This is a genomic window from Endothiovibrio diazotrophicus (assembly GCF_054657215.1).
The window spans coordinates 1-21,722 of sequence record NZ_BAAHXB010000096.1 but is presented as its reverse complement, the minus strand read 5'-3'; the positions used below and the strand labels follow the sequence as shown (position 1 = coordinate 21,722).

Genomic DNA, 21,722 nt, shown 5'->3' with positions numbered 1-21,722 from the left:
CCGGACGGGCGTCTCGACGCCCCAAAACAGGAAGTTATTCTTTCGCGGGCCCTAAGGGCTGCTCCCCCGGGCGGTGGCAGGGGGCTGTATGGGAGTGCAGTGGGAGCAGCCCTCATGGTGATTGGGCTGAAGCTCGAGGGCCTAGCCTGCCGGGCCGGGGTGTGATCGGGGCAAACGCCCGTTTGATCGTTCCGCAACAGAGGATTTTCCTTATGTGGCAGAAGAACTCCCCTTATAGGTCTTTTCCGGGGGTGGCGTGATACTTATCCAAGGCCTTCCGAGAAAGGCTTTTTGGCGGGGTGTCCTGACAGCAGCGGATGTGCCTTTCTCCCCCCGCCGCTGAATTCCCCGCTCCGGGGTTGTGAGTCGGTCATGCGCGTAGCGTTCTTTTCCCCCTTTTCCCGTTCCGTCCCCTCGGTTTTCCTCTCCCTCCTATCGCCTTTTCAGGAGCCTCGCCGATGAACTGCGCACGAATCCTGGTGGTGGAGGACGAGTGGGTCATCGCCGATGATCTGCGGCACCGGCTGGAGAAGGAGGGCCACACCGTGGTCGGCGTCTACGATCGCGGTGAGGATGCGGTGGAGGCGGCGCGGCGGGAGTGTCCCGAGATCGTGTTGATGGACATCATGCTGGCCGGCGAGATGGATGGCATCGAGGCGGCCGCGGTGATCCGCACTTGCTGCGACGTGCCGGTGGTCTATCTCACTGCCTACGCCGATCCGCTGATCATCGAGCGGGCCAAGTCCACCGAGCCCGCCGCCTATCTGATCAAGCCCTTCGAGGATCGCGAGCTCGCCTCCACCATCGAGATCGCCCTCTACAAGGGGGAGATGGAGCGCCGCCTGCGCAAGAGCGAGCGCTTCCTGCGCGGCCTTACCGGCGCGCTGGCAGAGGGGGTGGTGGTGCTCGATGCCGAAGGCCGGGTCCGTTTCCTCAATCCGGAGGCGGAGCGCTTGCTCGGGTGGCGCGAGGAGGAGCTGCTCGGCGAGCCGTTGCTCGCCCGCATCCTTCCCGATCCGGCCGGGAGCAGCGACATCCTGAGTACCCTCGCCGACGGCGAGACCCGCCGGGTGGAGGAGGATCTCTTCCTGCACCGGGAGGCCGGGGCGTTTCCGGTGGCCTACGCGGTCTCGCCGCTGCCGGTGGAGGGGGACGGAGTCGGCGTGGCGGTCGCCTTCCAGGACATCTCCGAGCGCAAGCGCGCACGGGACGAGCTGCACGCGGCGAAGGAGGAGGCGGAGGCGGCGAGCCGTGCCAAGAGTCAGTTCCTGGCGATGGTCAGTCACGAGATCCGCACCCCGATGAATGCCATCCTGGGGATGGCCGAACTGCTGTTGATCACCGATGTCGACGATACCCAGCGAGGCTACCTGGAGGTGCAGAAGACCTCGGGGAGGATGCTGGTGGGGGTGATCGACGATATCCTCGACCTGGCCCAGCTGGAGGCGGGAGGCGGCACCCTGGAGGCGGCGGAGTTCAGTCTGGTGGACCTCTTCGAGTCGCTGCGCGGGGTGATCGAGCCGGCTGCCCGGGAGAAGGGGCTCGCCTTCTCGATGGCCCGCGAACCTTCGGTTCCCGAGGTACTGACGGGGGATGGGCGCAGGCTGCGCCAGATCCTCTTCAATCTGCTGAGCAACGCGGTCAAATTCACCGAGCATGGGGCGGTGTCGCTGGCGGTGGCCGCCGAGGAGTGGGCCGAACTCCACTTCCGCGTGAGTGACAGCGGCATCGGCATTGCCGACGAGGAGCAGGTCCACATTTTCGAGCCCTTTTCCCAGGTGGATTCGACGATCACCCGCCGCTACGGCGGTTCCGGCATCGGTCTGGCCATCGCCAGCCGTCTGGCGGAACGGATGGGGGGGCGATTGTGGGTGGAGAGTCGCCCCGGCGAGGGGAGCGTGTTCCATCTCTGCCTCTCCCTCGGTCTGCATAACGAAGGGCGCGGGGTCCCGGAGGTGACCGACGCGCCGAGCGACGACGGGCCACTGATGGTAGAGGGCTGCGCTCCGGCGCCGCCAGGCCTGTCGATCCTGCTGGCGGAGGATTCTCCGGACAACGCCCTGCTGGTGGATGCCTACCTGCGCCACACCGCTCATCGCCTGGAAGTGGTGGAGAACGGGGCGTTGGCCCTGGAGCGCTTCCGCGAGGCGCGTTTCGATCTGATGCTGATGGATATCCAGATGCCGGTGATGGACGGCTACGAGGCGACCCGGCGAATCCGCGAATGGGAGCGGGAACAGGGGTGGGCGCGCACGCCGATCTTCGCCTTCACCGCCCACGCCCTGAAGGAGGACGAGGCGAAAAGTCTCGCCGCGGGGTGCGACGCCCACATCACCAAGCCGGTGCGCAAGGCGGCGCTGTTGGAGCTGATCGAGCGCCAGGCGGTCGGGGCGTTCGGCGCGGGGGTGTCCGGTGTCTGAGGGCGGCGCCATTGCCGACCTGCTCGGCGAGGGGGTCTTCGCGCTGGGCCGCGACGGTCGCTTTGACTACCTCAACCCGGCGGCGGAGCGGCTGTTGGGGCGGGACGCGGCGGGACTGCTCGGGGAGCGTTTCGGCGACTGGCTCGGCGTCCCGGCGGAGCGCTGCGGGGTGCTGCGGGCGTTGCGCCGCGGGGAGACGGTGCGCGCCGACGAGGCCGAATTCCCGCGGGGTGACGGTGGCCGCCTCAAGGTGGCCTACGTGGCCACGCCGCGTCATGGCGACGGCGGAGTGGCGGTGCTCTTCCGCGATGTCGGTCGGGAGCAGGCGCAGGCGGAGGCGCTACACGCCGCCCGGCGGCGTGCGGAGGAGGCGAGCGTGCGCAAGAGTCAGTTCCTGGCCGCCATGAGTCACGATATCCGCACCCCGCTCAACGCCATCATCGGTATGGCGGAGCTGCTTTCCGACACCTCGCTCGACGGCGAGCAGCGGCGTTACGTCGATATCTTCCGCAGTGCCGGCGACTCCCTGCTGGCGTTGATCAACGACATCCTCGACCTCTCCAAGGTGGAGGCCGGCCAGCTGACCCTCGACTCCACCGAGTTTTCGTTGCGCGGGCTGGTCGACGGCGTGGTCGAGATCCTCGCCTCCCGCGCCCGCGACAAGGGGGTCGCATTGCGAGTGCGGATGGAGCCGGGGCTCCCCGCCCGGGTGGGTGGCGATCCCGCCCGCCTGCGTCAGGTGCTGCTCAATCTGCTGGGCAACGCGGTGAAGTTCACCGAGCGCGGCGGGGTGGAGTTGCGGGTGGAACACGACCCGCTGTTTCCCGACCGCGGGCGGTTGCGCTTCTCGGTCAGCGACACCGGCGTGGGTATCCCGGCCTCGCGGCTGGAGGCGATCTTCGATCCCTTCGCCCAGGCGGACTCGGCGGTCGCCCGCAAGTACGGCGGCACCGGCCTCGGGCTGGCCATCTGCCGCCAGCTGGTGGAGGCGATGGGGGGTGGGATCGAGGTGGAGAGCCGCCCGGGCGCCGGCAGTCGTTTCCGCTTTTCGGTGCCGCTGTGGTTGGGTGAGGTAGCGGACGAGGCGGCGACGCGCCGGCCGCTGGAGCTGCGTGGCCTGCGCATGCTGATGGTGGAGGGGAGCCCGGTTTCGCGGATGGTGGTGCGCGAGCTGCTGGAGGCGGAGGGGGTCGCCGTCGAGTGGCTCGGCGATTGTCGCCAGGCCTCCCAGGTGGTGGCCGCCGCCGAGCAGGTGGGCAATCCCTACGACGTGGTGTTGCTCGATTGTCACAGCCGCGGCGTCGATAGTTTCGAGTTAGCCTCCGGGATCGGCGACCGGCACCATACCCGCGGCACGCCGATGGTGATGCTCAGCGCCGAGCGGGGTGAGCGGGCGTTGAGTCGGGCTCGTGCGCTCGGTCTGGTCTACCTGTTGAAGCCGATCAAGCGCGCGGAGTTGCTGGGCGGGATCGCCACCGCCCTCGGGTGTCACTGGGAGGTGCGAGGGGAGGCATACGGGGCGCTGTGGAAGGAGGACGCGGTTCCGTTGGAGGCGCCGCCGCCGGGGCGGCCGCTGAGGATCCTGCTGGCCGAGGACGATGCGGACAATCAGGTGCTGATCGGCGCCTTCCTCAAACCCGAGGGACACCGGCTGGTGGTGGTCGGCGACGGCCGCGAGGCGGTGGCCCGCTTCGAACGGGAGACGTTCGATCTGGTGCTCATGGATGTGCAGATGCCGCACCTCGACGGCTATCAGGCGACCGCCCGCATCCGTCGTCTGGAGCAGGCCGCCGGGCGCCGGCGCACGCCGATCCTGGCGCTCACCGCCCATGCCCTGGAGGAGGACCGGCGGCGCAGCCTGGAGGCGGGATGTGACGGTCACCTGAGCAAGCCGGTCTCGCGGATTCGATTGCTCGAGGAGATCGGTTTCCGCGTCGCCGAGACCGGTCTGGAATTCGGCTGACGGCGGGTCCTCCGACACGGCGGGAATATCAACCGCAGATTTCGCGGATTGACGCAGTTTTCGGAATTCCGGAATCTGTGTCCGTCTGCGGAATCTGCGGTTTGTCTTTCGGCGGTGGGAGGGGGCGTTGAGACTCGGCAACAAACTGACGGTGGCCTTCGGTCTGCTGTTTCTCGTCACCCTGGTGATGGTGGCGCTGCTCTTCTGGTCGCTGGATGAGGTGGGGCGGCTGCATCGGCGCGAGGAGACCATCCAGGCCGATGCCCTGCTGCTGCGCCAGCTCGACGGGGTGGTCTGCCGCCAGATCAAGGAGGTGGCGGACGTGCTGCTGATGGGTGACGTCCAACTGGGCGAGCTCTCCCGCTACGAGCGGGAGGCCGCCGAGCTGTTCGGTCGCTGGCGCGAGCTGGTGGCCAGCGAGGCGGATTGGGGGGGCGCGCTGCCGGAGCACGAGACCTCGGCCTTCGATCATCTCCATCCGATCTACCTGGAGCTGCGCCGGGCGGTGGAGGGGATCGTCGAGCTGCACCGCCGCGGGCAACGGGAGGAGGCGCTGCGGCGCTACGTCGAGGTGCTGGAGGAGCTCTTCGAAGGGCGTTTCGTCGGTGCCATCGACGCGGTGATCGCCGCCGATGTGGCCACCGTCGAGGCGAGCCACCGGGAGCGTCAACGCCACTACCTGAGCATCGTCTCCGCCACCGTCGGCCTGGGGGGGGCGGCCGCGCTGTTCACCCTGCTGCTGCCGTTCTACCTGCGGCGTACCCTGGTCCGTCCGCTGCGCGAGCTGGCGGTGGCCGCCCGCGAGGTGGGGCAGGGGCGGGCGATGGCGCCACTGCAGGTGTCCGGCCGCGACGAGGTGGCGGAGCTGGCCGAGGCGTTCGCCCGGATGGAGCAAGATCTGCGCGCCACCACCGTCTCCCGCGACTACTTCGACAGCATTCTCTACGCGATGAGCGACGCCCTGGTGGTGGTCGACCTGGAGGGGCGCATCCGCACCGTAAACCGGATGGCCTGTTCGCTGCTCGGCTACCGCCGCGAGGAGCTGGTCGACGCGCCGCTGGAGCGGCTGCTCGGCGAGGGGGCGGTCGGTGAGTGGCGCGGCTGGATCGCCCAGTGGGGGCTGCACGGCGAGGAGCGCGAGCTGCTCACCCGCGACGGCGGTCGGTTGCCGGTGCTGTTCAGCGCCACCCCCCTCTACGGTGGCGAGCGCGAGATCGTCGGCCTGGTGATGGTGGCGGTCGACATCCGCGCGCGGAAGGCGGCGGAGGCGCGGCTGCGCGACTCGCTGGCGGAGAAGAGCGTGCTGCTGCGCGAGATCCACCACCGGGTGAAGAACAACATGCAGGTGATCTCCAGCCTGCTGCGGATGCAGGCGCGCCTCCTCGATGACGAGGCGGTGCGCGAGGTGCTCGCCGACATCGGCGGCCGGGTCCACTCCATGGCCCTGGTCCACGAGAAGCTCTACGGCACCGAGGATCTCAAGCGGGTCGATTTCGCCGACTACGTGCGCAGCCTCGCCGAGGGGATCTTCGGCGGCTTCGACGCGCGCGGCCGCGGTCTGGTCGCCCGCTACGACCTGGAGCCCCTGGAGTTCTCCATCGATACCGCGGTACCGTGCGGCCTGGTGCTCAACGAGCTGCTCTCCAACGCCCTCAAGTATGCCTATCCCGAGGGGGGCGGCGAGGTGCGCATCGCCCTGCGGCGGCTCGACGACGGCCGCTGCGAGCTGCGCGTCGCCGACGACGGGGCGGGGTTGCCGCCGGCGATGGACTGGCGCGACGCCCCGTCGCTGGGCCTCCACCTGGTGGTGAATCTGGTGGAGCATCAGCTACGCGGCTCGGTGGAACTGGAGCCGCCCCCCGGAGTGGCGTTTTGCATCCGTTTCGAAGAGGTGGGCGGTATGGAGGGACGGCGATGAGACGAAACGTTCGCCCGCATGGCGGAGCGCGGCGGGTTGCCGCCATCGGGTCCGCCACCGTGGTGGCTGCCGCGCTGTCGGCGGCGGCATGGGGGTCGACCGGCGGCGACAGGCGGCTGCTGCGGCTGGGGTTGGAGGAGCTGATGGAGGTGCGCGTCACCTCCCTGGCGAAGAAGCCCCAGTCGCTGCGTGAGAGTGCTGCCGCGGTGCAGGTGATCGATGCTGAGGAGATCCGCCGCTCCGGCTTCACCGAGCTGCCCGAACTGTTGCGGCTGGTGCCCGGCGTCCAGGTGGCGCGGATCAACGCCAACCAGTGGGCGATCAGCGCCCGCGGCTTCAACGGGCGCTTCGCCAACAAGCTGCTGGTGCTGGTGGACGGGCGCAGCGTCTACTCGCCGATCTACTCCGGGGTCTACTGGGACACCCTCGATCTGCCGCTGGAGGAGATCGAGCGGATCGAGGTGATCCGTGGCCCCGGCGGTGCGCTATGGGGGGCCAACGCGGTCAACGGGGTGATCAACATCATCACCCGCCACACCCGCGACACCGTTGGCACCCTGGTCAGCGCCGGGGCCGGCGGGGCCGGCGCCGACGGCACGGTGCGCCACGGCGGTCGGCTCGGCGAACACGCCCACTACCGGGTCTACGGCCGGCGCAGCGACCGCGACCCCATGGTCAACGCCGACGGCTCCGCCGCGGATGACGGCTGGGCGGTCAACCGCGGCGGCTTCCGCGTCGATCTGGAGCCCTCCGGGGGGGAGCGGGTGATGGTCCAGGGCGGGCTCTACGACGGCGACAAGTCGCAGTTCAGCGTGGTCACCCCGTGGCCGGCCGGCGCCGGCCAGACGAAGGTGGTCGACGACCTGGACCGCTTCGATGGCGGTCACCTGCTGGCCCGCTGGCGGCGCCCGCTGGCCGGTGGCGGCGAGTGGAGCCTGCAGGGTTACCTCGACCGCGAGCGGCGCGACTACCTCAACCACGCCCACCGGGTGGACACCGCCGACCTCGACTTCCAGTACCGCCTGCCGCGCCGCGGCGATCACGAGATCACCTGGGGGGCGGGCTATCGCCGGGTGGAGGATCGCCTGCGCGACTCGTTCACCGTCTCCTTCGACCCCGAGCGGCGCACCACCGAGCTGTGGAGCGGCTTCCTCCAGGACGAGGTGGCCCTCGGCGAGCGCTGGCGGCTGACCGTCGGCACCAAACTGGAGGAGAACGACTTCACCGGCTTCGAGTGGCAGCCGAGCGTCCGTCTGCTCCATCTCAACGAGGGCGGCGGCAGCCTCTGGGGGGCGATCTCGCGGGCGGTCCACACCCCGTCGCGGGCCGACAGCGACCTGCGCCTCAACGTCGCCTCGGCGGCGCCACCCTTCCTGAGCCAGCCGGTGCTGGTTTCGATCCTCGCCAACGACCAGCTGGCCGCGGAGACGGTGACCGCCTGCGAGCTGGGCTGGCGCGGCGAGCCCAGCCCCGGCCTGGCGATCGACGTCGCCGGTTTCTACCAGCGCTACCAGCGGCTGGTCACCGTCGAGCCGTTGCCCGCGGCGTTGGTCGCCGACCCCGCCCCCTATCACCTCCAGCTCTCCAATCGGTTCACCAACGGGATGCGCGGCGAGAGCTATGGCCTGGAGCTCTCCACCCGCTGGCAGGCGACCCCCCGCTGGCGTCTCTCCGCCGGCTACGCCTGGCTGCGCGAGAACATGCACCTCGATCCGGGAAGCGTCGATACGGTGGCCGAAATGGCCGGAGAGGGGAGCGCGCCGGAGCAGCAGCTGACCCTGCGCTCCCACCTCGACCTGGCGGATCGCTGGGAGTTCGATGCGCTGCTCGCCCTGGTCGACCGGCTGGATGCGGTCACCGCCGTCAGTGCCGCGGGACGCGACGCGGCCTCGATGGACGGCTACGCCCGCCTCGACCTGCGCCTCGGCTGGCGTCCGCGCAAGGGGCTGGAGCTGAGTCTCGGCGGGCAGAACCTGCTCGATGACCGCCACCCCGAGTTCTCCTCCCTCGACGTGCTGCCGAGCGAGGTGCCGCGATCGATCTTCGGCAAGGTGACATGGCGCTTCTGAGTGAACCTCCCTCACCCCCTTCGCGGGCTCGCCGCCACCCAATGGTCCTGCTGCTCCTCTGCTGGGGGCTGGGTTGGGCCGGGCTGGCCGGGGCGGAGGACGCCAGCGAGTACGAGATCAAGGCGGCCTACCTCTACAATTTCGCCCAGTTCGTCCAGTGGGAGACGGGGGCGGCGCGGTTTCCGCTCTGCGTCCTCGGCGAGGACCCCTTTGGTCCCGCGTTGCGGATGCTGGAAGGTGAGCCGGTGGGGGCGGGACAGCGGGTGGAGTTGCGTTACAGTGAGCACGGCGAAGGGCTGGCGGGGTGCCGCGTGGTGTTCATCGCCCGCTCGGAGCGCGGACGCCTCGCGGCGTGGATCGAAAAGCTGGGCGATGGAGTGTTGACGGTGGGGGACTGGTCGGGATTTTCTGCTGCCGGAGGGATCATCGAGCTCTATCGGCAGGGCGACCGGGTGCGCTTCGCGATCAACGTCGACGCGGCCCGGCGCTCCGGGCTGGCGATCAGCGCCCAGCTCCTCGGTCTGGCGCGGATCGTTCGTGACGGGGCGATACGCTAGTGGCGTTGCGCGAACGATCGACGGAGGGCGGGGTGATCTGGCGACTGCGGCCGCGTGACCTGCCGCTGGGCTACAAGCTGATCCTGATGATGACCGCGGTGATCGCCGTCTCGCTGGTCACCGCCTTCCTCGCGCTGGCCTCCGGCGGCCTCTCCCTGCTGCGCCAGCAGCTGGGCGAGGAGCTCCACTCCCAGGCGGCGATCGTCGCCGCCAACAGCCGCGCCGCCCTGGTCTTCGGCGACGCCGCCGCCGCCCGCGAGACCCTCGCCTCCCTGGAGACGGTGCCGGCGGTGGTCTACGCGGTGCTCCACGATGCGGGCGGCGAGCGCTTCGCCGATTTTCGCCGCGGTGCCGAACCGCCGCCGACGCTCGACCTGCGCGAGCGGCGCGACGGCTACTTCTTCATCGACGACTACGTGGTCGCCTATCAGCCGGTGGAACTGCGCGGCAAGCGGGTGGGCGGGGTGCTGCTGGTCGCCGGTCAGCACCACTTTCGCGACCTGGCGGAGCGTTACGCGATCTACGGTGGCGCCCCCTTCGTCGCCGCCCTGCTGGTGGCGCTGGCGCTCACCGCCGGGGCCCAGCGCCACATCTCCGCGCCGCTGCGCCGGCTCGCCGACCTGATGGCGGAGGTGCAGGCGAGCGGCGATTTCCGCCGTCGCGCGGAGGTGGTGGGGCGTGACGAGATCGGCACCCTGGCGGCGGGCTTCAACGGCATGCTGGAGAAGCTGCGCGAGCGCGACCTGGAGCTGGCCCGCCACCGCATCAACCTGGAGGAGGAGGTGGCGGTGCGCACCGCCGAGCTGGGCGAGAGCGAGGCGCGCTTCCGCCAGTTGGCGGAGAACGTCGCCGAGGTGTTCTGGATGGTGGAGGTGGAGGACGGCCGGGTGAGCTACGTCAGTCCGGTGTTCGAGACCATCTGGGGGGAGCCGTGCGCGGCGCTCTACGCCAATCCCTGGCTGTGGCTGGAGCGGGTCCACGAGGAGGACCGGCCGGCGGTGGCGCAGGGCTTCCGTGAGGCGCTGGAGCGGGGCGAGGCGTTTTCCGCCGAATACCGGGTGGTGCGCGGGGATGGCCGGGTGCGCTGGATCAGCGACGGCGGCGCGCCGGTGCGCGATGGTTCGGGGCGGCTGGTGCGCTTCGCCGGCACCGCCCGTGACGACACCGAACGGCGCGAGGCGGAGGAGCAGGTACGCCGCTCGCTGGGCGAGAAGGAGGTGCTGCTGCGCGAGATCCACCACCGGGTGAAGAACAACATGCAGGTGATCTCCAGCCTGCTCAGCATGCAGGGGCAGTACGTCGACGACGAGGAGACCCGCCGGGTGCTCGAGGACAGCCGCTCGCGGGTGCGCTCGATGGCACTGGTCCACGAAAAGCTCTACCAGACCGAGGACTTCTCGCGCATCGACTTCGCCGACTACCTGCGCGGTCTGGTCAGCAACGTGGTCGGTGCCTACGCCCACGGCGGGCGGCGGATCGCGCTCCACTACGACCTGGAGCCGCTGGGGCTGGGGCTCGACGTGGCGATCCCCTGCGGCCTGATCACCAACGAGCTGATCTCCAATGCGGTGAAGTACGCCTTCCCCGAGCGCAACGGCGAGATCCGCGTCGCCCTGCACCGCTGCGACTTCGACGGTGCGCCGGGGATCGAACTGGTGGTGGCCGACGACGGCATCGGCCTGCCCCCCGGCTTCGACTGCGAAAACGCCCCCTCTCTCGGCCTGCGTCTGGTCACCCAGCTGACCCGCCACCAGTTGCGCGGGCGGGTGGTGATCGACCTCGAACGGGGGAGCGAATTCCGCGTGCTGTTTCCGGAGTAGAGGCGGCTTGGTCCACCGCGAAGGTGAATGGGGTAGATTTTCGATATATGTTGCGTAGGCGGGGCGATTGACGGCTATCGGGGAGCGGGGAAAACGACGGGGGCCAGGCATATTTTGACGTTGTGCCTTCGTTCAGTACGGCGCCCGCGGGGCGCCCTATAGGGCGCCCCGCGGGCGCCGTGTTGAATGAAACTGCCATTGTCAATTTGCCTCGGGGAACAGGCAAGTCGGGGACCCCTCGTTGACAACGGATAACTCCTCGGGCAAAACTCCGTTCCCTTTATTATTCAGCGAATTGTGTCCTTTGGTGTGGTCCGGTTGTGCACCGGGCGGGTCGAACATTGCGCAAGAGGGAGTGGCGGAACGGTGCGGTTTACGGGGAATGGGTTGGATGCGCTCCTGGAGGGAGATGCCGGCGCGTCGGCGCAGGAAGCGGCGGAACGCCGGAACCTCTGCCTGGAGCGGCGGGTGTCGGGGGAGCGCCGGGAGCACTACCGCGGCTGGATCGAGGATTCGGCGAGCTGGGACCGCTGGCGGGAGCATCATGAGCGCTATGTCCAGGATCAGGTGCGGCGGCGCAGCCCCTTGAGTGCGGCCTTCACGCCCGGTGAACCCTCCCTCTGGTCGGGGATCGAGGGGAACCAGTGGCTGATCCGCGTCGAGCGCATCGACGGCCTGCTGAAACGGTTCGCCGCGGGCGATCACCCGCGTGCCGGGGAGCGCCTCACCGCTCTGAAACTCAACCAGTGGATCGCCACGGCGAAGGCGGAGCGGGAGGCGGCGGGGACGGCGCGGGCGAAGTCGGTGAACGATTTGGCGTCGCTGCGCGAGCTGACCGGCGAGCCGACCAGCGTCTCGCCCGAGGCCGATGTGTTGGACGAGCTGACCGATCTGCTCAATCAGGTCTGGCGTGACTACCGTCCCGCCTTTGTTGCCTTCGACAGTGAATTTCCCGGGCTGGAGAGTGACGACGATTGGCTGGAGCGGCTCTGCGAGCGCTGTGGTCTGGCCCACCACTTCCTCGGCATCGACGCCACCCTCGTCCTGATGCGCTAACAGGTGGCGGAGGTGGTGGAGCAGTGGCGAACCGAAGCGCGGGGCGCCGCCCTGTTCGCCGCCCCCACCGTCCTCGACCAACCTTTCTACAATGTCTATCATCCCGCCCCACCGGGGGTTCAGTGGGGACTGCGGTCGATCTCGGTGTCGCGGGTGGACGCCCTACGGTGGCGGAGCTGATCCATGCGCGGATCAGCTATCGGCCCGAGCACTGGATTCGCGTCGGCACCTTCAACCGGCCGGTGATCGGCGATGGCGAGGTGAACCGGCTGCGTCAGCGCCACCTGCGGACGTTGCGCGGGACCAAGGGCTTCGAGGATTACGGCGATGGTTGCTGAACGGTTGGGTGGCTGGTGAGCGGAACGGCACAATTTTCGGGTATGGGCGACGATCCGTTCCTGCGCTGGGGAGAGCGGTTGCTGGAAGCGCCCGCTGCGGCCCTGGATGAGATCCTCACCGGGCGCGGCGCGCGCGGCGTGCAGCAGCGCGCCGAGGTGGAGGACTTCCTCGCCGACCTGCTAGACCACCCCGCCTGGGCGACCCGGCGCGACGCCCTGACCCACGGCATCGACGAGGCCCTCCACCCCTGGCTGCTGGAACGCAGCCGCTGGGACCTGGCGGCCATCGACCGCTTCGGCACCCGCGCCTACGCCGCCCAACTGGCCGCCGCCCTGGCGCTGGTCGCCCGCCTGCCGCTCACCCATACCCCCTACCTGCTGGCCGAACAGCAGGCGTTCTGGGACCGCCGCCTCGGCGCCCTGCGCTGGCCCGGTGAACTGGACCTGCGCTGGTCCCTCGATCAGGCGCTGATCCAGCACCAGCACGACACCCGCTTTGCCCCGCGCTGGTTCGCCGCCTGCGACGAGGCCGCCTGGGGCAGCCCCGACTGGCGGGCGACCCTCGCCACCGGCCTGCTCGGCCTGCGCAAGCTCCCCCATCCCCCCGGCAGCCGGCCCGAGAGGACGGTGGCTGCCGCCCTGGCCCGCTTCGCCGTGCTCGCCATCCGCCGTGGTCACGCCGTCGATGGGGAGCGGATGTTTCGTCGGGGCGTCGGTTCGCTTTCCGTGCTCTATCCCCGGGGGGAGGCCCATTGGGAGGAAGTGTGGCAGGAGGTGTTGGAGAGCCTTCCCCGCGGTGCTCGGGGAGTGGGTAGGGAACAGTTGGCGGGCTGGTTGGGAGGTGGTGCTCGCAAAGGCCATTCGGTGGAGAAATCGGGGAAAAGACGGCCGGCGAGAGCGGAACTTCCAACCGCTCAGGAGTGCGATCGCTTAGTGGATCGTATTCGTCGACATGGGCGCGTGGATGGGTCTGCGTGGCGGGAAGTGACCGCGCTGATGGCGCGCTATTGGGCGTACGCGGCGGCGACGGGTGACGCCCTTTTCACGGTGATAGCGCTGAACAAGCTCGGAAATTCCGTCATCGTGCGGAATCCCGGTTCAGAGATCCTTCATGCATTCCACCGTTGGGTTCTTCGTGCCATTGAGACCGCCCCGGATGATCGGCCCAATTGGGGGCTTTGGGCCGATGTGCTCGATTCCTTGGGGCGTACAGAGGCCGCGCTGGCCGTCCGTTGGGAGGCGATGCGTCGTTTTCCCGAGGACCCGGTGCAGCGAACCGAGCTGGCCCGCTCGCTTTTGGATAAGGGGCACGATGCCCTTGCCGAGCGGTTGCTGCGAGAGGCAGTAGCGGCGTTTCCGGAAAATGCGGTATTCCCAACTATGCTGGCCGATCTGTTGCGCGTCGATGGCCGGAGTGCGGAGGCCGAGTCGTTGCTGCGCCAGACCATTTCCGACTTCCCGCAAAACGAGGTTTGCCGAAATATGCTGGCCGATTTGTTGCGCGTCGATGGCCGGAATGCGGAGGCCGAGTCGTTGCTGCGCCAAAACATTTCCGCCTTCCCGCAAGACGCGGTTTGCCGAACTATGCTGGCCGATCTGTTGCGCGTCGATGGCCGGAATGCGGAGGCCGAGTCGTTGCTGCACCAAGCCATTTCCGACTTCCCGCAAAACGAGGTTTGTCGAACCATTCTGGTCAAGGTGCTGTGGGGCTCTGATCGGAAGGGCGAAGCGCATGACTTGTTAAGGGAGACCATGCGGGATTTTCCTCGGAATGCGGTCAGTCAACAGATGTTGGCCGGGATCTTGTGGGATTCCGGTGATGAGGCGTCCAAGACGGAGGCACTCCAGATCCTGGAGTCGCTGGAGCGGATGTATCCGAGTTCTCCAGAGGTCCGGAAACTCGCGACCCGTCTGAGAGGAGGCGAAGAGGTGGCGGCTGAGTTTGACGACGAGGCGGATATTCCAGGGCCTGCGGATCTCTGGGAGGATATTCTCGTCGGTGCGGATGACAGCGCGTCGATGCTGCGTGATGAAGCAGCGACCGGGGCGGATGTTCAGGATAGTTTCGCCGCGTCGGTCGACAACGCATCGACGCCGCGCGATGAGGCGGCTTTCGGAGAAGCAGGTCCCATTACGGAATTTCTGCACCACTTGGAAGAACAGGTTTCCTGGTGGGCGTCCTACTACGGCGAAGAAAGCTTGGACGACGCTCCTCAACGGGCCGCCATGTCCGGAAGTTCAGACCTCGCTCTGGCCATCGTTTGGCGGCAAGGGGAGCGGTCGTTGCTGGAGTCTTGGCGGCGCGTAAAGCCTGGATCCTACGTCGCCCGGCTGCTTTCCGCGTGGCGTGATGATGGGGGCAGCGTCCCGTTGGATCCGACGCTGCTGGAGGCTGTCGCGGAGGAGTTCCCCGAACAGGGGCACTATTTGCGTTGGTTGCGCTATCCCGTTCTCAATACATCAGAACGCCAGGCGGTGATCCGCGAAGCGCGCCGGGAGGAGCGGCTCAAGCCCGATGCGCCGAATCGCCAATTGTGGAGCGGTCGCCTCGCCTCCGTCTACCCGAATCTGGACGACCCCACCGGCCCCGACGCCACCGCCTTCGACCGCGAGGCGCTCCGCCGGCTGGTGGCGGACATCGCCATCGCCGGGGCCGACCGCGCGGTGCCCGCGGTGGCTCTCTAGCGGTGGTGGAGGCGATCGACGGGGCGCCCGCCTCACCCCCTGCTGCCGCCGCGGAGCCGCTCTTCGGGCGCCTCCCGGAGACGCTCTTTTCGCCGCTGGCCAGCGCCAACCGGCGGGTCTACGCCGCGCTGCTCATCGACCTCTATCCGCTCTTCTTCGACCAGATCCACGCCGACCTCTTCCCCTCCCGCGAGACGGTGCGGGCGGAGATCGAGGAGCGGCTGATCGTGCGCACGCTGGTGCTGGTGGAGGAGGGGGAGTACGAGCCGGGCGACGGCGCGCCGGCGGCGCGGGCCTATCGCCGGTTGCGTGACGCGGGGTGGTTCGCCGAGGAGCACGAGGGGTTCCGGGTGCAGGTGACGGTGCCGCCCGCTTCCGCCAGCAGATCCTCGACGGGGTGCGCGAGCTGGCGTTCGACCTCGAGCGCCGGCGCGCCCTGGTCACCGGCTACATGGGGCAGAGCGGCGAGGAGGATGCGGAGGCGGCGTGGACGGCGGTCGGCCGGGACATCGACCGCCTGCGCCGCACCTTCGAGCAGGTGGACCGTCACCTCGAACGGATCAACCGTTACCGTGCCAAGGTGGAGCACCGGGTCAGCCGATACGGTGCGCTACCTCGACCGCGCCCAGCCCGGCATGTCGGCGCGGCTGGTGCGCCTCTGCCGCGGGCTCGCGCCGCGGGTCTCCGGCCTCGCTGATGAGGACGACGCGCCGCTGCCGTTGATTGATACCGCATCGCTGGGGGCGGCGAGCCTGTTCGAGCCGCGGCGGGTGCGTCGTCCGCCGGAGCCACGGCCGCTGCGCAGCCGCATCGCCGATCCGGCGGTGCGCGAGCGCCAGGTACTCGCCGCGCCGGACGAGAAGTACGGCCAGATCGCCGAGCATGTGGATACCATCGTCAACGTCGATCGCGACGGCGGCGAGGTCTACATCGACACCGACCGGATCAAGCCGGCTGCCCGGGGCGGTGCTGGCCGCCGACAACCCGGTCCATCAGGCGTGAGGTGGCGAGGCACGGTGACCACCGAAGGCGTTGGCGCCACTCGACCGCCTGACCTCCCGTGAGTGGCGGCCGGGATGGCGCGACCAATCTCCCGTTGCCGACGCTTTGGGGACGGCGATTGCGTGTGGTGAATTGGTGTTTCCGAAAAACCACCAATGATATACTGAGCGGCTACGCCTGTACGGAGGAGGTCCGGTGGACGAGGAGGCGGAGGTCGATATCGGGCAGGTGCGGGCGGCGGCGATTCGGCTGCTCGCACGGCGCGAACACTCGGTGATCGAGCTGGTCCGCAAGCTGCGCGCCAAGGGCTATCCGGAGAATCTGGTCCACGACGCGGTGGAGGCCCTCGACGAGGAGGGGCTGGTCAGCGACCACCGTTTCACAGAGAGCTTCATCCACGGCCGTTTCAGCCGCGGCAGCGGCCCGGCGAAGATCGGCGCCGAGCTGGCGCGCAAGGGGGTCGGCGACGAGGTCGTGGGTGAGCTGCTCGACGCCCGCGACGCCCAGTGGAACGAGCTGGCCCGCGAGGTGCGGCGCAAGCGCTTCGGCGACCCGCCGCCGAAGGAATACCGGGAACGCGCCCGCCAGATGCGTTTCCTGCAGGGGCGCGGCTTCACCGCCGAGCAGATCCGCGCCGCGCTGGAGGATGAAGAAGATTAGCCACGGAGCCGCGGAGGACACGGAGCTTTCCGCGTTTTTCGGTCTTCGTGGCGATGACGAGCAGTTCGGGGCGGTGGCGGGTACGTCTTTTTTCTCCGTGCCCTCCGTGGCTCCGTGGCAAATTCTTAACACCGAACGAGTTGGACCGAGATGAAAAGCAGCGCTGAGCTTCGACAGGCGTTTCTGGAGTACTTCCGCGGAAAGGGGCACGAGGTGGTCGCCTCCAGCCCGCTGGTGCCGGGCAACGACCCGACCCTCCTCTTCACCAACGCCGGCATGGTGCAGTTCAAGGAGACCTTCCTCGGCCTGGAGGCGCGTCCCTACGTGCGCGCCGCCTCCTCCCAGCGCTGCGTGCGGGCCGGCGGCAAGCACAACGACCTGGAGAACGTCGGCTACACCGCGCGCCACCACACCTTCTTCGAGATGCTGGGCAACTTCAGCTTCGGCGACTACTTCAAGCGCGACGCCATCCACTTCGCCTGGGAGTTCCTCACCGGGGTGCTCGGCCTGCCGGCGGAAAAGCTGTGGGTCACCGTCTACCACGAGGACAACGAGGCTGCCGACATCTGGTTGCAGGAGGTGGGGGTCGACCGCGCGCGCTTCACCCGCATCGGCGACAAGCCCGGCAAGCGCCGCTTCGAGAGCGACAACTTCTGGTCGATGGGCGATACCGGCCCCTGCGGTCCCTGCTCCGAGATCTTCTACGACCACGGCGCCGAGATCTGGGGCGGCCCCCCCGGTTCGCCGGAGGAGGACGGCGACCGCTACATCGAGATCTGGAACCTGGTCTTCATGCAGTTCAACCGCGACGCCGACGGCACCATGCACCCGCTGCCCAAGCCCTCGGTGGATACCGGCATGGGGCTGGAGCGGCTCGCCGCGGTGATGCAGGGGGTGCACAACAACTACGAGATCGACCTCTTCGCCAGGCTGGTCAAGGCGGTGGCCGATATTGCCCGGATGGACGATCTGACCAACGCTTCGCTGCGGGTCGTTGCCGACCACATCCGCTCCTGCGCCTTCCTGGTGGTCGATGGCGTGCTCCCCTCCAACGAGGGGCGCGGCTATGTGCTGCGCCGGATCATCCGCCGCGCCATCCGCCACGGCTACAAGCTGGGCATCCAGGAGGTCTTCTTCCACAAACTGGTAGGGCCGCTGTGCGAGCAGATGGGCGAGGCCTATCCCGAGCTGGTGAAGGCCCGCGGCCAAGTGGAGCGGGTGCTCAAGGTGGAGGAGGAGCGCTTCGCCGAGACCCTCGACCAGGGGATGAAGATCCTCGAGGCGAAGATCGCCGAGCTGCCGGAACAGGGGACCATCCCCGGTGACGTGCTGTTCACCCTCTACGATACCTATGGCTTCCCGGTGGACCTCACCGCCGACGTCGCCCGCGAGCGCGACCTGCAGGTGGATCAGGCCGGCTTCGAGACCGCGATGGAAGGGCAGCGTTCCCGCGCCCGCGCCGCCAGCCAGTTCGCCGGCGGCCTCGACGGCAAGCTGGAGGTGAGCGGGGCCACCGAGTTCACCGGTTACGAGACCCTCCACGACGAGGGGACGGTCACCGCGCTGTTCCGCGACGGCCAGCCGGTGGCGCGGCTGGAGGTGGGCGAAGAGGGGGTCGTGGTGCTCGACCGCACCCCGTTCTACGGCGAGTCCGGCGGCCAGGTGGGTGATCACGGCCTGCTCGAAACGAACGGTGCCGAGTTCGCGGTGAGCGACACCCGCAAGCAGTCCGGCGTCCACCTGCACATCGGCCGCCTCTCCGGTGGCGCGCTGGCGGTCGGCGACCAGGTCCGCGCCGAGGTCAACGGCGTCTCCCGCCAGGCGATCCGCCTCAACCACTCCGCCACCCACCTGCTCCACGCCGCGCTGCGCAAGGTGCTCGGCGAGCACGTCGCGCAGAAGGGCTCGCTGTGCGACGCCGATCGGCTGCGCTTCGACTTCTCCCACTTCGAGGCGATGAGCGCCGAGCAGCTGGAGACGGTCGAGCGCATGGTCAACGCCCAGATCCGTCTCAACCACCCGGTGGAGACCGCGGTGATGGCCTACGACCAGGCGGTCGAGGCGGGCGCCATGGCGCTGTTCGGCGAGAAGTACGGCGACAAGGTGCGGGTGCTGCGCATGGGCGACTTCTCGGTGGAGCTGTGCGGCGGCACCCACGCCGGCCGCACCGGCGACATCGGCCTGCTCAAGATCGTCTCCGAGGGCGGTGTCGCCGCCGGCGTGCGGCGCATCGAGGCGGTCACCGGTGAGGGCGCGCTGGCCCTGGTCGAGGGCGCCGAGCGCACCCTCGACCGCATCGCTGCCGCGGTCAAGGGCGACCGCGGCAACGTCGAGGAGAAGGTGCGCCAGTTGAGCGATCGCGCCCGCGCCCTGGAGAAGGAGCTGGAGGCGCTGAAGGGCAAGCTCGCCAGCAGCCAGGGCGACGAGCTGGCCGGCCAGGCGGTGGAGGTCAACGGCATCCAGGTGCTCGCCGCCCGCCTCGACGGCCTCGACGTGAAGGGGTTGCGCGACACCCTCGACCAGCTGAAGAACAAGCTGGGCGCCGCCGCGGTGATCCTCGCCTCCGTGGAGGAGGGGAAGGTACGGCTGGTGGCCGGCGTCACCCGGGCCGAGACCGCCCGGGTCAAGGCCGGCGAACTGGTCAACTCGGTGGCGCTGCAGGTGGGGGGCAAGGGCGGCGGGCGTCCCGACATGGCCCAGGCCGGCGGCAACGACCCGAGCAAGCTCGACGAAGCGCTGGCCGCGGTGCCCGCCTGGGTGGGTGAAAAGACCGTCTGACGGGTTTTTATAAGAAAAATCCTACAGGCAGTTTCCTCGATTCCCTTTTTCGTGTTTAATTGTCTCCCACAGATTGAGGCGGAAGGGACCGCCTCGGCGAGGGAGCGTCCAAGGTTTTCCATAGATGGCAATGATCGTACACAAATATGGCGGTACCTCCGTAGGCTCGGTGGACCGCATCCAGAACGTCGCGCGCAAGGTCAAGGCCGCCCGCGATGCCGGCAACCAGATCGTCGTCGTGGTCTCGGCCATGAGCGGCGAGACCAACCGCCTGATCGATCTGGCCAAGGCGATCCAGGAGCGACCCTCCCCGCGAGAGCTCGACGTCATCCTCGCCACCGGCGAGCAGGTGACCATCGCGCTGCTCTCCATGGCCCTCGAAAAGCTGGGCTGTCCCGCCCGCTCCTACACCGGCCAGCAGGTCCACGTGCTCACCGACAGCGCCCACAACAAGGCGCGTATCCGCGACATCGAGGGCGAGCGCATCCGCGCCGACCTCGACGCCGGCCGGGTGGTGGTGGTGGCCGGCTTCCAGGGGGTGGATGAGCACGGCAACATCACCACCCTCGGCCGCGGCGGCTCCGACACCTCCGCAGTAGCGATCGCCGCCGCGTTGAAGGTCGACGAGTGCCAGATCTACACCGACGTCGACGGCGTCTATACCACCGACCCACGCATCGAGCCGAAGGCCCGCCGCCTCGACCGCATCACCTTCGAGGAGATGCTCGAGCTGGCCAGTCTCGGCTCCAAGGTGCTGCAGATCCGCTCGGTGGAGTTCGCCGGCAAGTACCACGTACCGCTCCGCGTCCTCTCCAGTTTCGAGGAGGGGGGCGAGGGCACCCTGATCACTCTGGAGGAAGAAGGAATGGAAGAGCCGCTCATTTCCGGCATCGCTGCCCAGCAGGACGAGGCCAAACTGACCATCCTGGGGGTCCCCGACAAGCCGGGAGTGGCCCACCATATCCTCGGCCCGATCGCCGAGGCCAACATCGAAGTGGACATGATCGTGCAGAACGTGGCCGAGGACGCCACCACCGACTTCACCTTTACCGTCCACCGCAACGACTACGAGCGGGCGCTGGAGATCCTGCGTGCCACCGCCGAGGAGCTGGGAGCCCGCGAAGTGGCGGGTGCCGACGACATCGTCAAGGTCTCCCTGGTCGGCATCGGCATGCGCTCCCACGCCGGCATCGCCGCCACCATGTTCGCGACCCTCGCCAAGGAGGGGATCAACATCCAGATGATCTCCACCTCGGAGATCAAGATCTCGGTGGTGGTCGGCGAGAAGTACAAGGAGCTGGCGGTGCGCTCCCTCCACGAGGCGTTCGAACTGGACAAGGCGCCCGGCCACTGACGTTGGAGGAAATACCCTATTTTTTTTTGGGAAGACTTTTTTTTCAATTCGGTTAAAATGTAAGAAAACTCTGACACCGCTGTACGATTTTGCCTCGCATGTGTCATCGTTTTTTCGTATAGGCGATTGTGGCCCCGGTCGTGAACACGATCGAGTTTCTGGAAGGCGAAGCGGCGACCGTGAAGGGCCATTGGTAGATCGGTAAACAAGGAGACAGGATTATGTTGATTCTGACCCGGCGGGTGGGCGAGACCCTGATGATTGGCGACGAGGTCACCGTGACCGTACTCGGCGTGAAGGGTAATCAGGTGCGCATCGGCGTTAACGCGCCGAAGGATGTCGCGGTTCACCGCGAGGAGATTTACGAGCGCATCAAGCGCGAGAAAGAGATGGGCGGAACCGGCCAGGAGGTATACAACGGCTGATCGTCCGGCCGTTTCGCCTGCTGTGGAACGGCACCTGGAAAATAGCGCGAAACGGGCCCCTTTTCGGGGCCCGCGCTGTTTCCATCGGGGTGTGATCCTGATATAGTTACGCCCGCTTCGGAGAGCTGGCCGAGAGGCTGAAGGCGCACCCCTGCTAAGGGTGTATGGGGGTAACTCCATCGAGGGTTCGAATCCCTCGCTCTCCGCCATAATCCCAATAAAAAAGCCGGTCGCGGTCGCGACCGGCTTTTTTATTGGGATTATGGCGGTGTGTGGGGGAGGGGGTTACGCTGTGGCTCTTGGCGGATTTGCGTATTTTCGCCGTGTGGCCATCGCGGTGGCGAAGCCGTGTGAGGCGATGGCTCTGAGCGGCTGTTTTGATCGCTCCCACGCTCTGGCGTGGCAACGCATCTCGCGCGTTCCGGCGTCGCGAATCCTTGTTGTGAAGCGGAAACGGGACGCTGGAGCGTCCAGTCCTGCGTTCCCACGCTGGAGCGTTGGGAACGACAAACCTCTACGTCCGCCGCCTCGGCTACAGCCTGCTGGAGCCGGGCGAGGAGGGCCCCGCCGAGCTGGACGAACAGTGCGGCGTCAACCTCAAGTCGGAGGCGCTGGCGGGGCGGAGGAGCGGGTGCGCGAGGCGGTGGGGCAGATCAGCGACAAGTTGTGAGGGAGCG

General features: G+C 68.2%; 16 protein-coding genes and 1 tRNA gene. All 17 read left to right on the top strand.

Translation table 11 applies throughout. The features are described 5' to 3' along the window. Positions 1–458 precede the first annotated feature (458 nt). A complete protein-coding gene (locus tag ACYQ2W_RS19420) occupies positions 459–2,420 on the top strand; it encodes a response regulator (protein ID WP_459870940.1) in 1,962 nt (653 codons plus the stop codon). After that, positions 2,413–4,383, top strand: coding sequence for a response regulator (locus ACYQ2W_RS19415; RefSeq protein ID WP_459870938.1), 1,971 nt, complete (start codon positions 2,413–2,415; stop codon positions 4,381–4,383). The genes ACYQ2W_RS19420 and ACYQ2W_RS19415 overlap by 8 nt, the downstream gene beginning before the upstream one ends. A gap of 127 nt (positions 4,384–4,510) precedes the next feature. Further along, complete coding sequence (locus tag ACYQ2W_RS19410; protein WP_459870935.1) at positions 4,511–6,301, top strand: sensor histidine kinase; 1,791 nt, start codon at positions 4,511–4,513, stop codon at positions 6,299–6,301. Further along, on the top strand, positions 6,298–8,370 hold the full coding sequence (locus ACYQ2W_RS19405; RefSeq protein ID WP_459870933.1) for a TOL_0244 family TonB-dependent receptor: 2,073 nt from the start codon (positions 6,298–6,300) through the stop codon (positions 8,368–8,370). Before ACYQ2W_RS19410 ends, ACYQ2W_RS19405 begins: the two co-directional genes overlap by 4 nt. A 41-nt stretch (positions 8,371–8,411) precedes the next feature. Continuing rightward, positions 8,412–8,927, top strand: a complete 516-nt coding sequence (locus ACYQ2W_RS19400) for a YfiR family protein (RefSeq protein ID WP_459870930.1) — start codon at positions 8,412–8,414, stop codon at positions 8,925–8,927. Between the two features lie 32 nt (positions 8,928–8,959). Further along, positions 8,960–10,747 carry a histidine kinase dimerization/phosphoacceptor domain -containing protein gene (locus tag ACYQ2W_RS19395; RefSeq protein WP_459870927.1) on the top strand — a complete coding sequence of 596 codons (1,788 nt, stop codon included), beginning with the start codon at positions 8,960–8,962 and terminating at the stop codon, positions 10,745–10,747. A 387-nt stretch (positions 10,748–11,134) separates the two neighbouring features. Then, entirely contained in the window at positions 11,135–11,803 is a 669-nt protein-coding gene (locus tag ACYQ2W_RS19390) for a hypothetical protein (RefSeq protein WP_459870924.1), read from the top strand. A gap of 15 nt (positions 11,804–11,818) precedes the next feature. Further along, the gene (locus ACYQ2W_RS19385; RefSeq protein WP_459870922.1) at positions 11,819–11,983 is read left to right on the top strand and encodes a hypothetical protein; all 165 of its coding nucleotides are present in this window, start codon (positions 11,819–11,821) and stop codon (positions 11,981–11,983) included. Then, positions 11,971–12,141, top strand: a complete 171-nt coding sequence (locus tag ACYQ2W_RS19380; RefSeq protein WP_459870919.1) for a hypothetical protein — start codon at positions 11,971–11,973, stop codon at positions 12,139–12,141. The genes ACYQ2W_RS19385 and ACYQ2W_RS19380 overlap by 13 nt, the downstream gene beginning before the upstream one ends. 42 nt (positions 12,142–12,183) lie before the next feature. Further along, positions 12,184–14,826 (top strand): tetratricopeptide repeat protein, encoded by a 2,643-nt coding sequence (locus tag ACYQ2W_RS19375; RefSeq protein ID WP_459870916.1) that lies wholly within the window; start codon positions 12,184–12,186, stop codon positions 14,824–14,826. A 2-nt stretch (positions 14,827–14,828) separates the two neighbouring features. Beyond that, positions 14,829–15,890 (top strand): Wadjet anti-phage system protein JetA family protein, encoded by a 1,062-nt coding sequence (locus ACYQ2W_RS19370; protein WP_459870913.1) that lies wholly within the window; start codon positions 14,829–14,831, stop codon positions 15,888–15,890. 133 nt (positions 15,891–16,023) lie between these two features. Then, entirely contained in the window at positions 16,024–16,488 is a 465-nt protein-coding gene (locus tag ACYQ2W_RS19365) for a regulatory protein RecX (protein ID WP_459870911.1), read from the top strand. 150 nt (positions 16,489–16,638) lie between these two features. Next, the gene (gene alaS / locus ACYQ2W_RS19360) at positions 16,639–19,266 is read left to right on the top strand and encodes an alanine--tRNA ligase (RefSeq protein WP_459870908.1); all 2,628 of its coding nucleotides are present in this window, start codon (positions 16,639–16,641) and stop codon (positions 19,264–19,266) included. A gap of 124 nt (positions 19,267–19,390) precedes the next feature. Further along, positions 19,391–20,620, top strand: a complete 1,230-nt coding sequence (locus ACYQ2W_RS19355) for an aspartate kinase (RefSeq protein WP_459870905.1) — start codon at positions 19,391–19,393, stop codon at positions 20,618–20,620. A gap of 221 nt (positions 20,621–20,841) precedes the next feature. Further along, positions 20,842–21,045 carry a carbon storage regulator CsrA gene (gene csrA / locus ACYQ2W_RS19350; protein ID WP_459870903.1) on the top strand — a complete coding sequence of 68 codons (204 nt, stop codon included), beginning with the start codon at positions 20,842–20,844 and terminating at the stop codon, positions 21,043–21,045. Positions 21,046–21,164: 119 nt separating this feature from the next. Next, a tRNA-Ser gene (locus ACYQ2W_RS19345) sits at positions 21,165–21,254 on the top strand. 288 nt (positions 21,255–21,542) lie between these two features. Then, positions 21,543–21,722: hypothetical protein (locus ACYQ2W_RS19340; protein ID WP_459870900.1), on the top strand; the 180-nt coding region annotated here is incomplete at its 3' end.

Bases quoted from the DNA above. Each gene is read 5' to 3' on its own strand.
- ACYQ2W_RS19400 (WP_459870930.1), top strand. From the start codon at position 8,412: ATGGTCCTGCTGCTCCTCTGCTGGGGGCTGGGTTGGGCCGGGCTGGCC.
- ACYQ2W_RS19405 (WP_459870933.1), top strand. From the start codon at position 6,298: ATGAGACGAAACGTTCGCCCGCATGGCGGAGCGCGGCGGGTTGCCGCC.
- csrA (WP_459870903.1), top strand. From the start codon at position 20,842: ATGTTGATTCTGACCCGGCGGGTGGGCGAGACCCTGATGATTGGCGAC.
- alaS (WP_459870908.1), top strand. From the start codon at position 16,639: ATGAAAAGCAGCGCTGAGCTTCGACAGGCGTTTCTGGAGTACTTCCGC.
- ACYQ2W_RS19375 (WP_459870916.1), top strand. From the start codon at position 12,184: ATGGGCGACGATCCGTTCCTGCGCTGGGGAGAGCGGTTGCTGGAAGCG.
- ACYQ2W_RS19355 (WP_459870905.1), top strand. From the start codon at position 19,391: ATGGCAATGATCGTACACAAATATGGCGGTACCTCCGTAGGCTCGGTG.
- ACYQ2W_RS19420 (WP_459870940.1), top strand. From the start codon at position 459: ATGAACTGCGCACGAATCCTGGTGGTGGAGGACGAGTGGGTCATCGCC.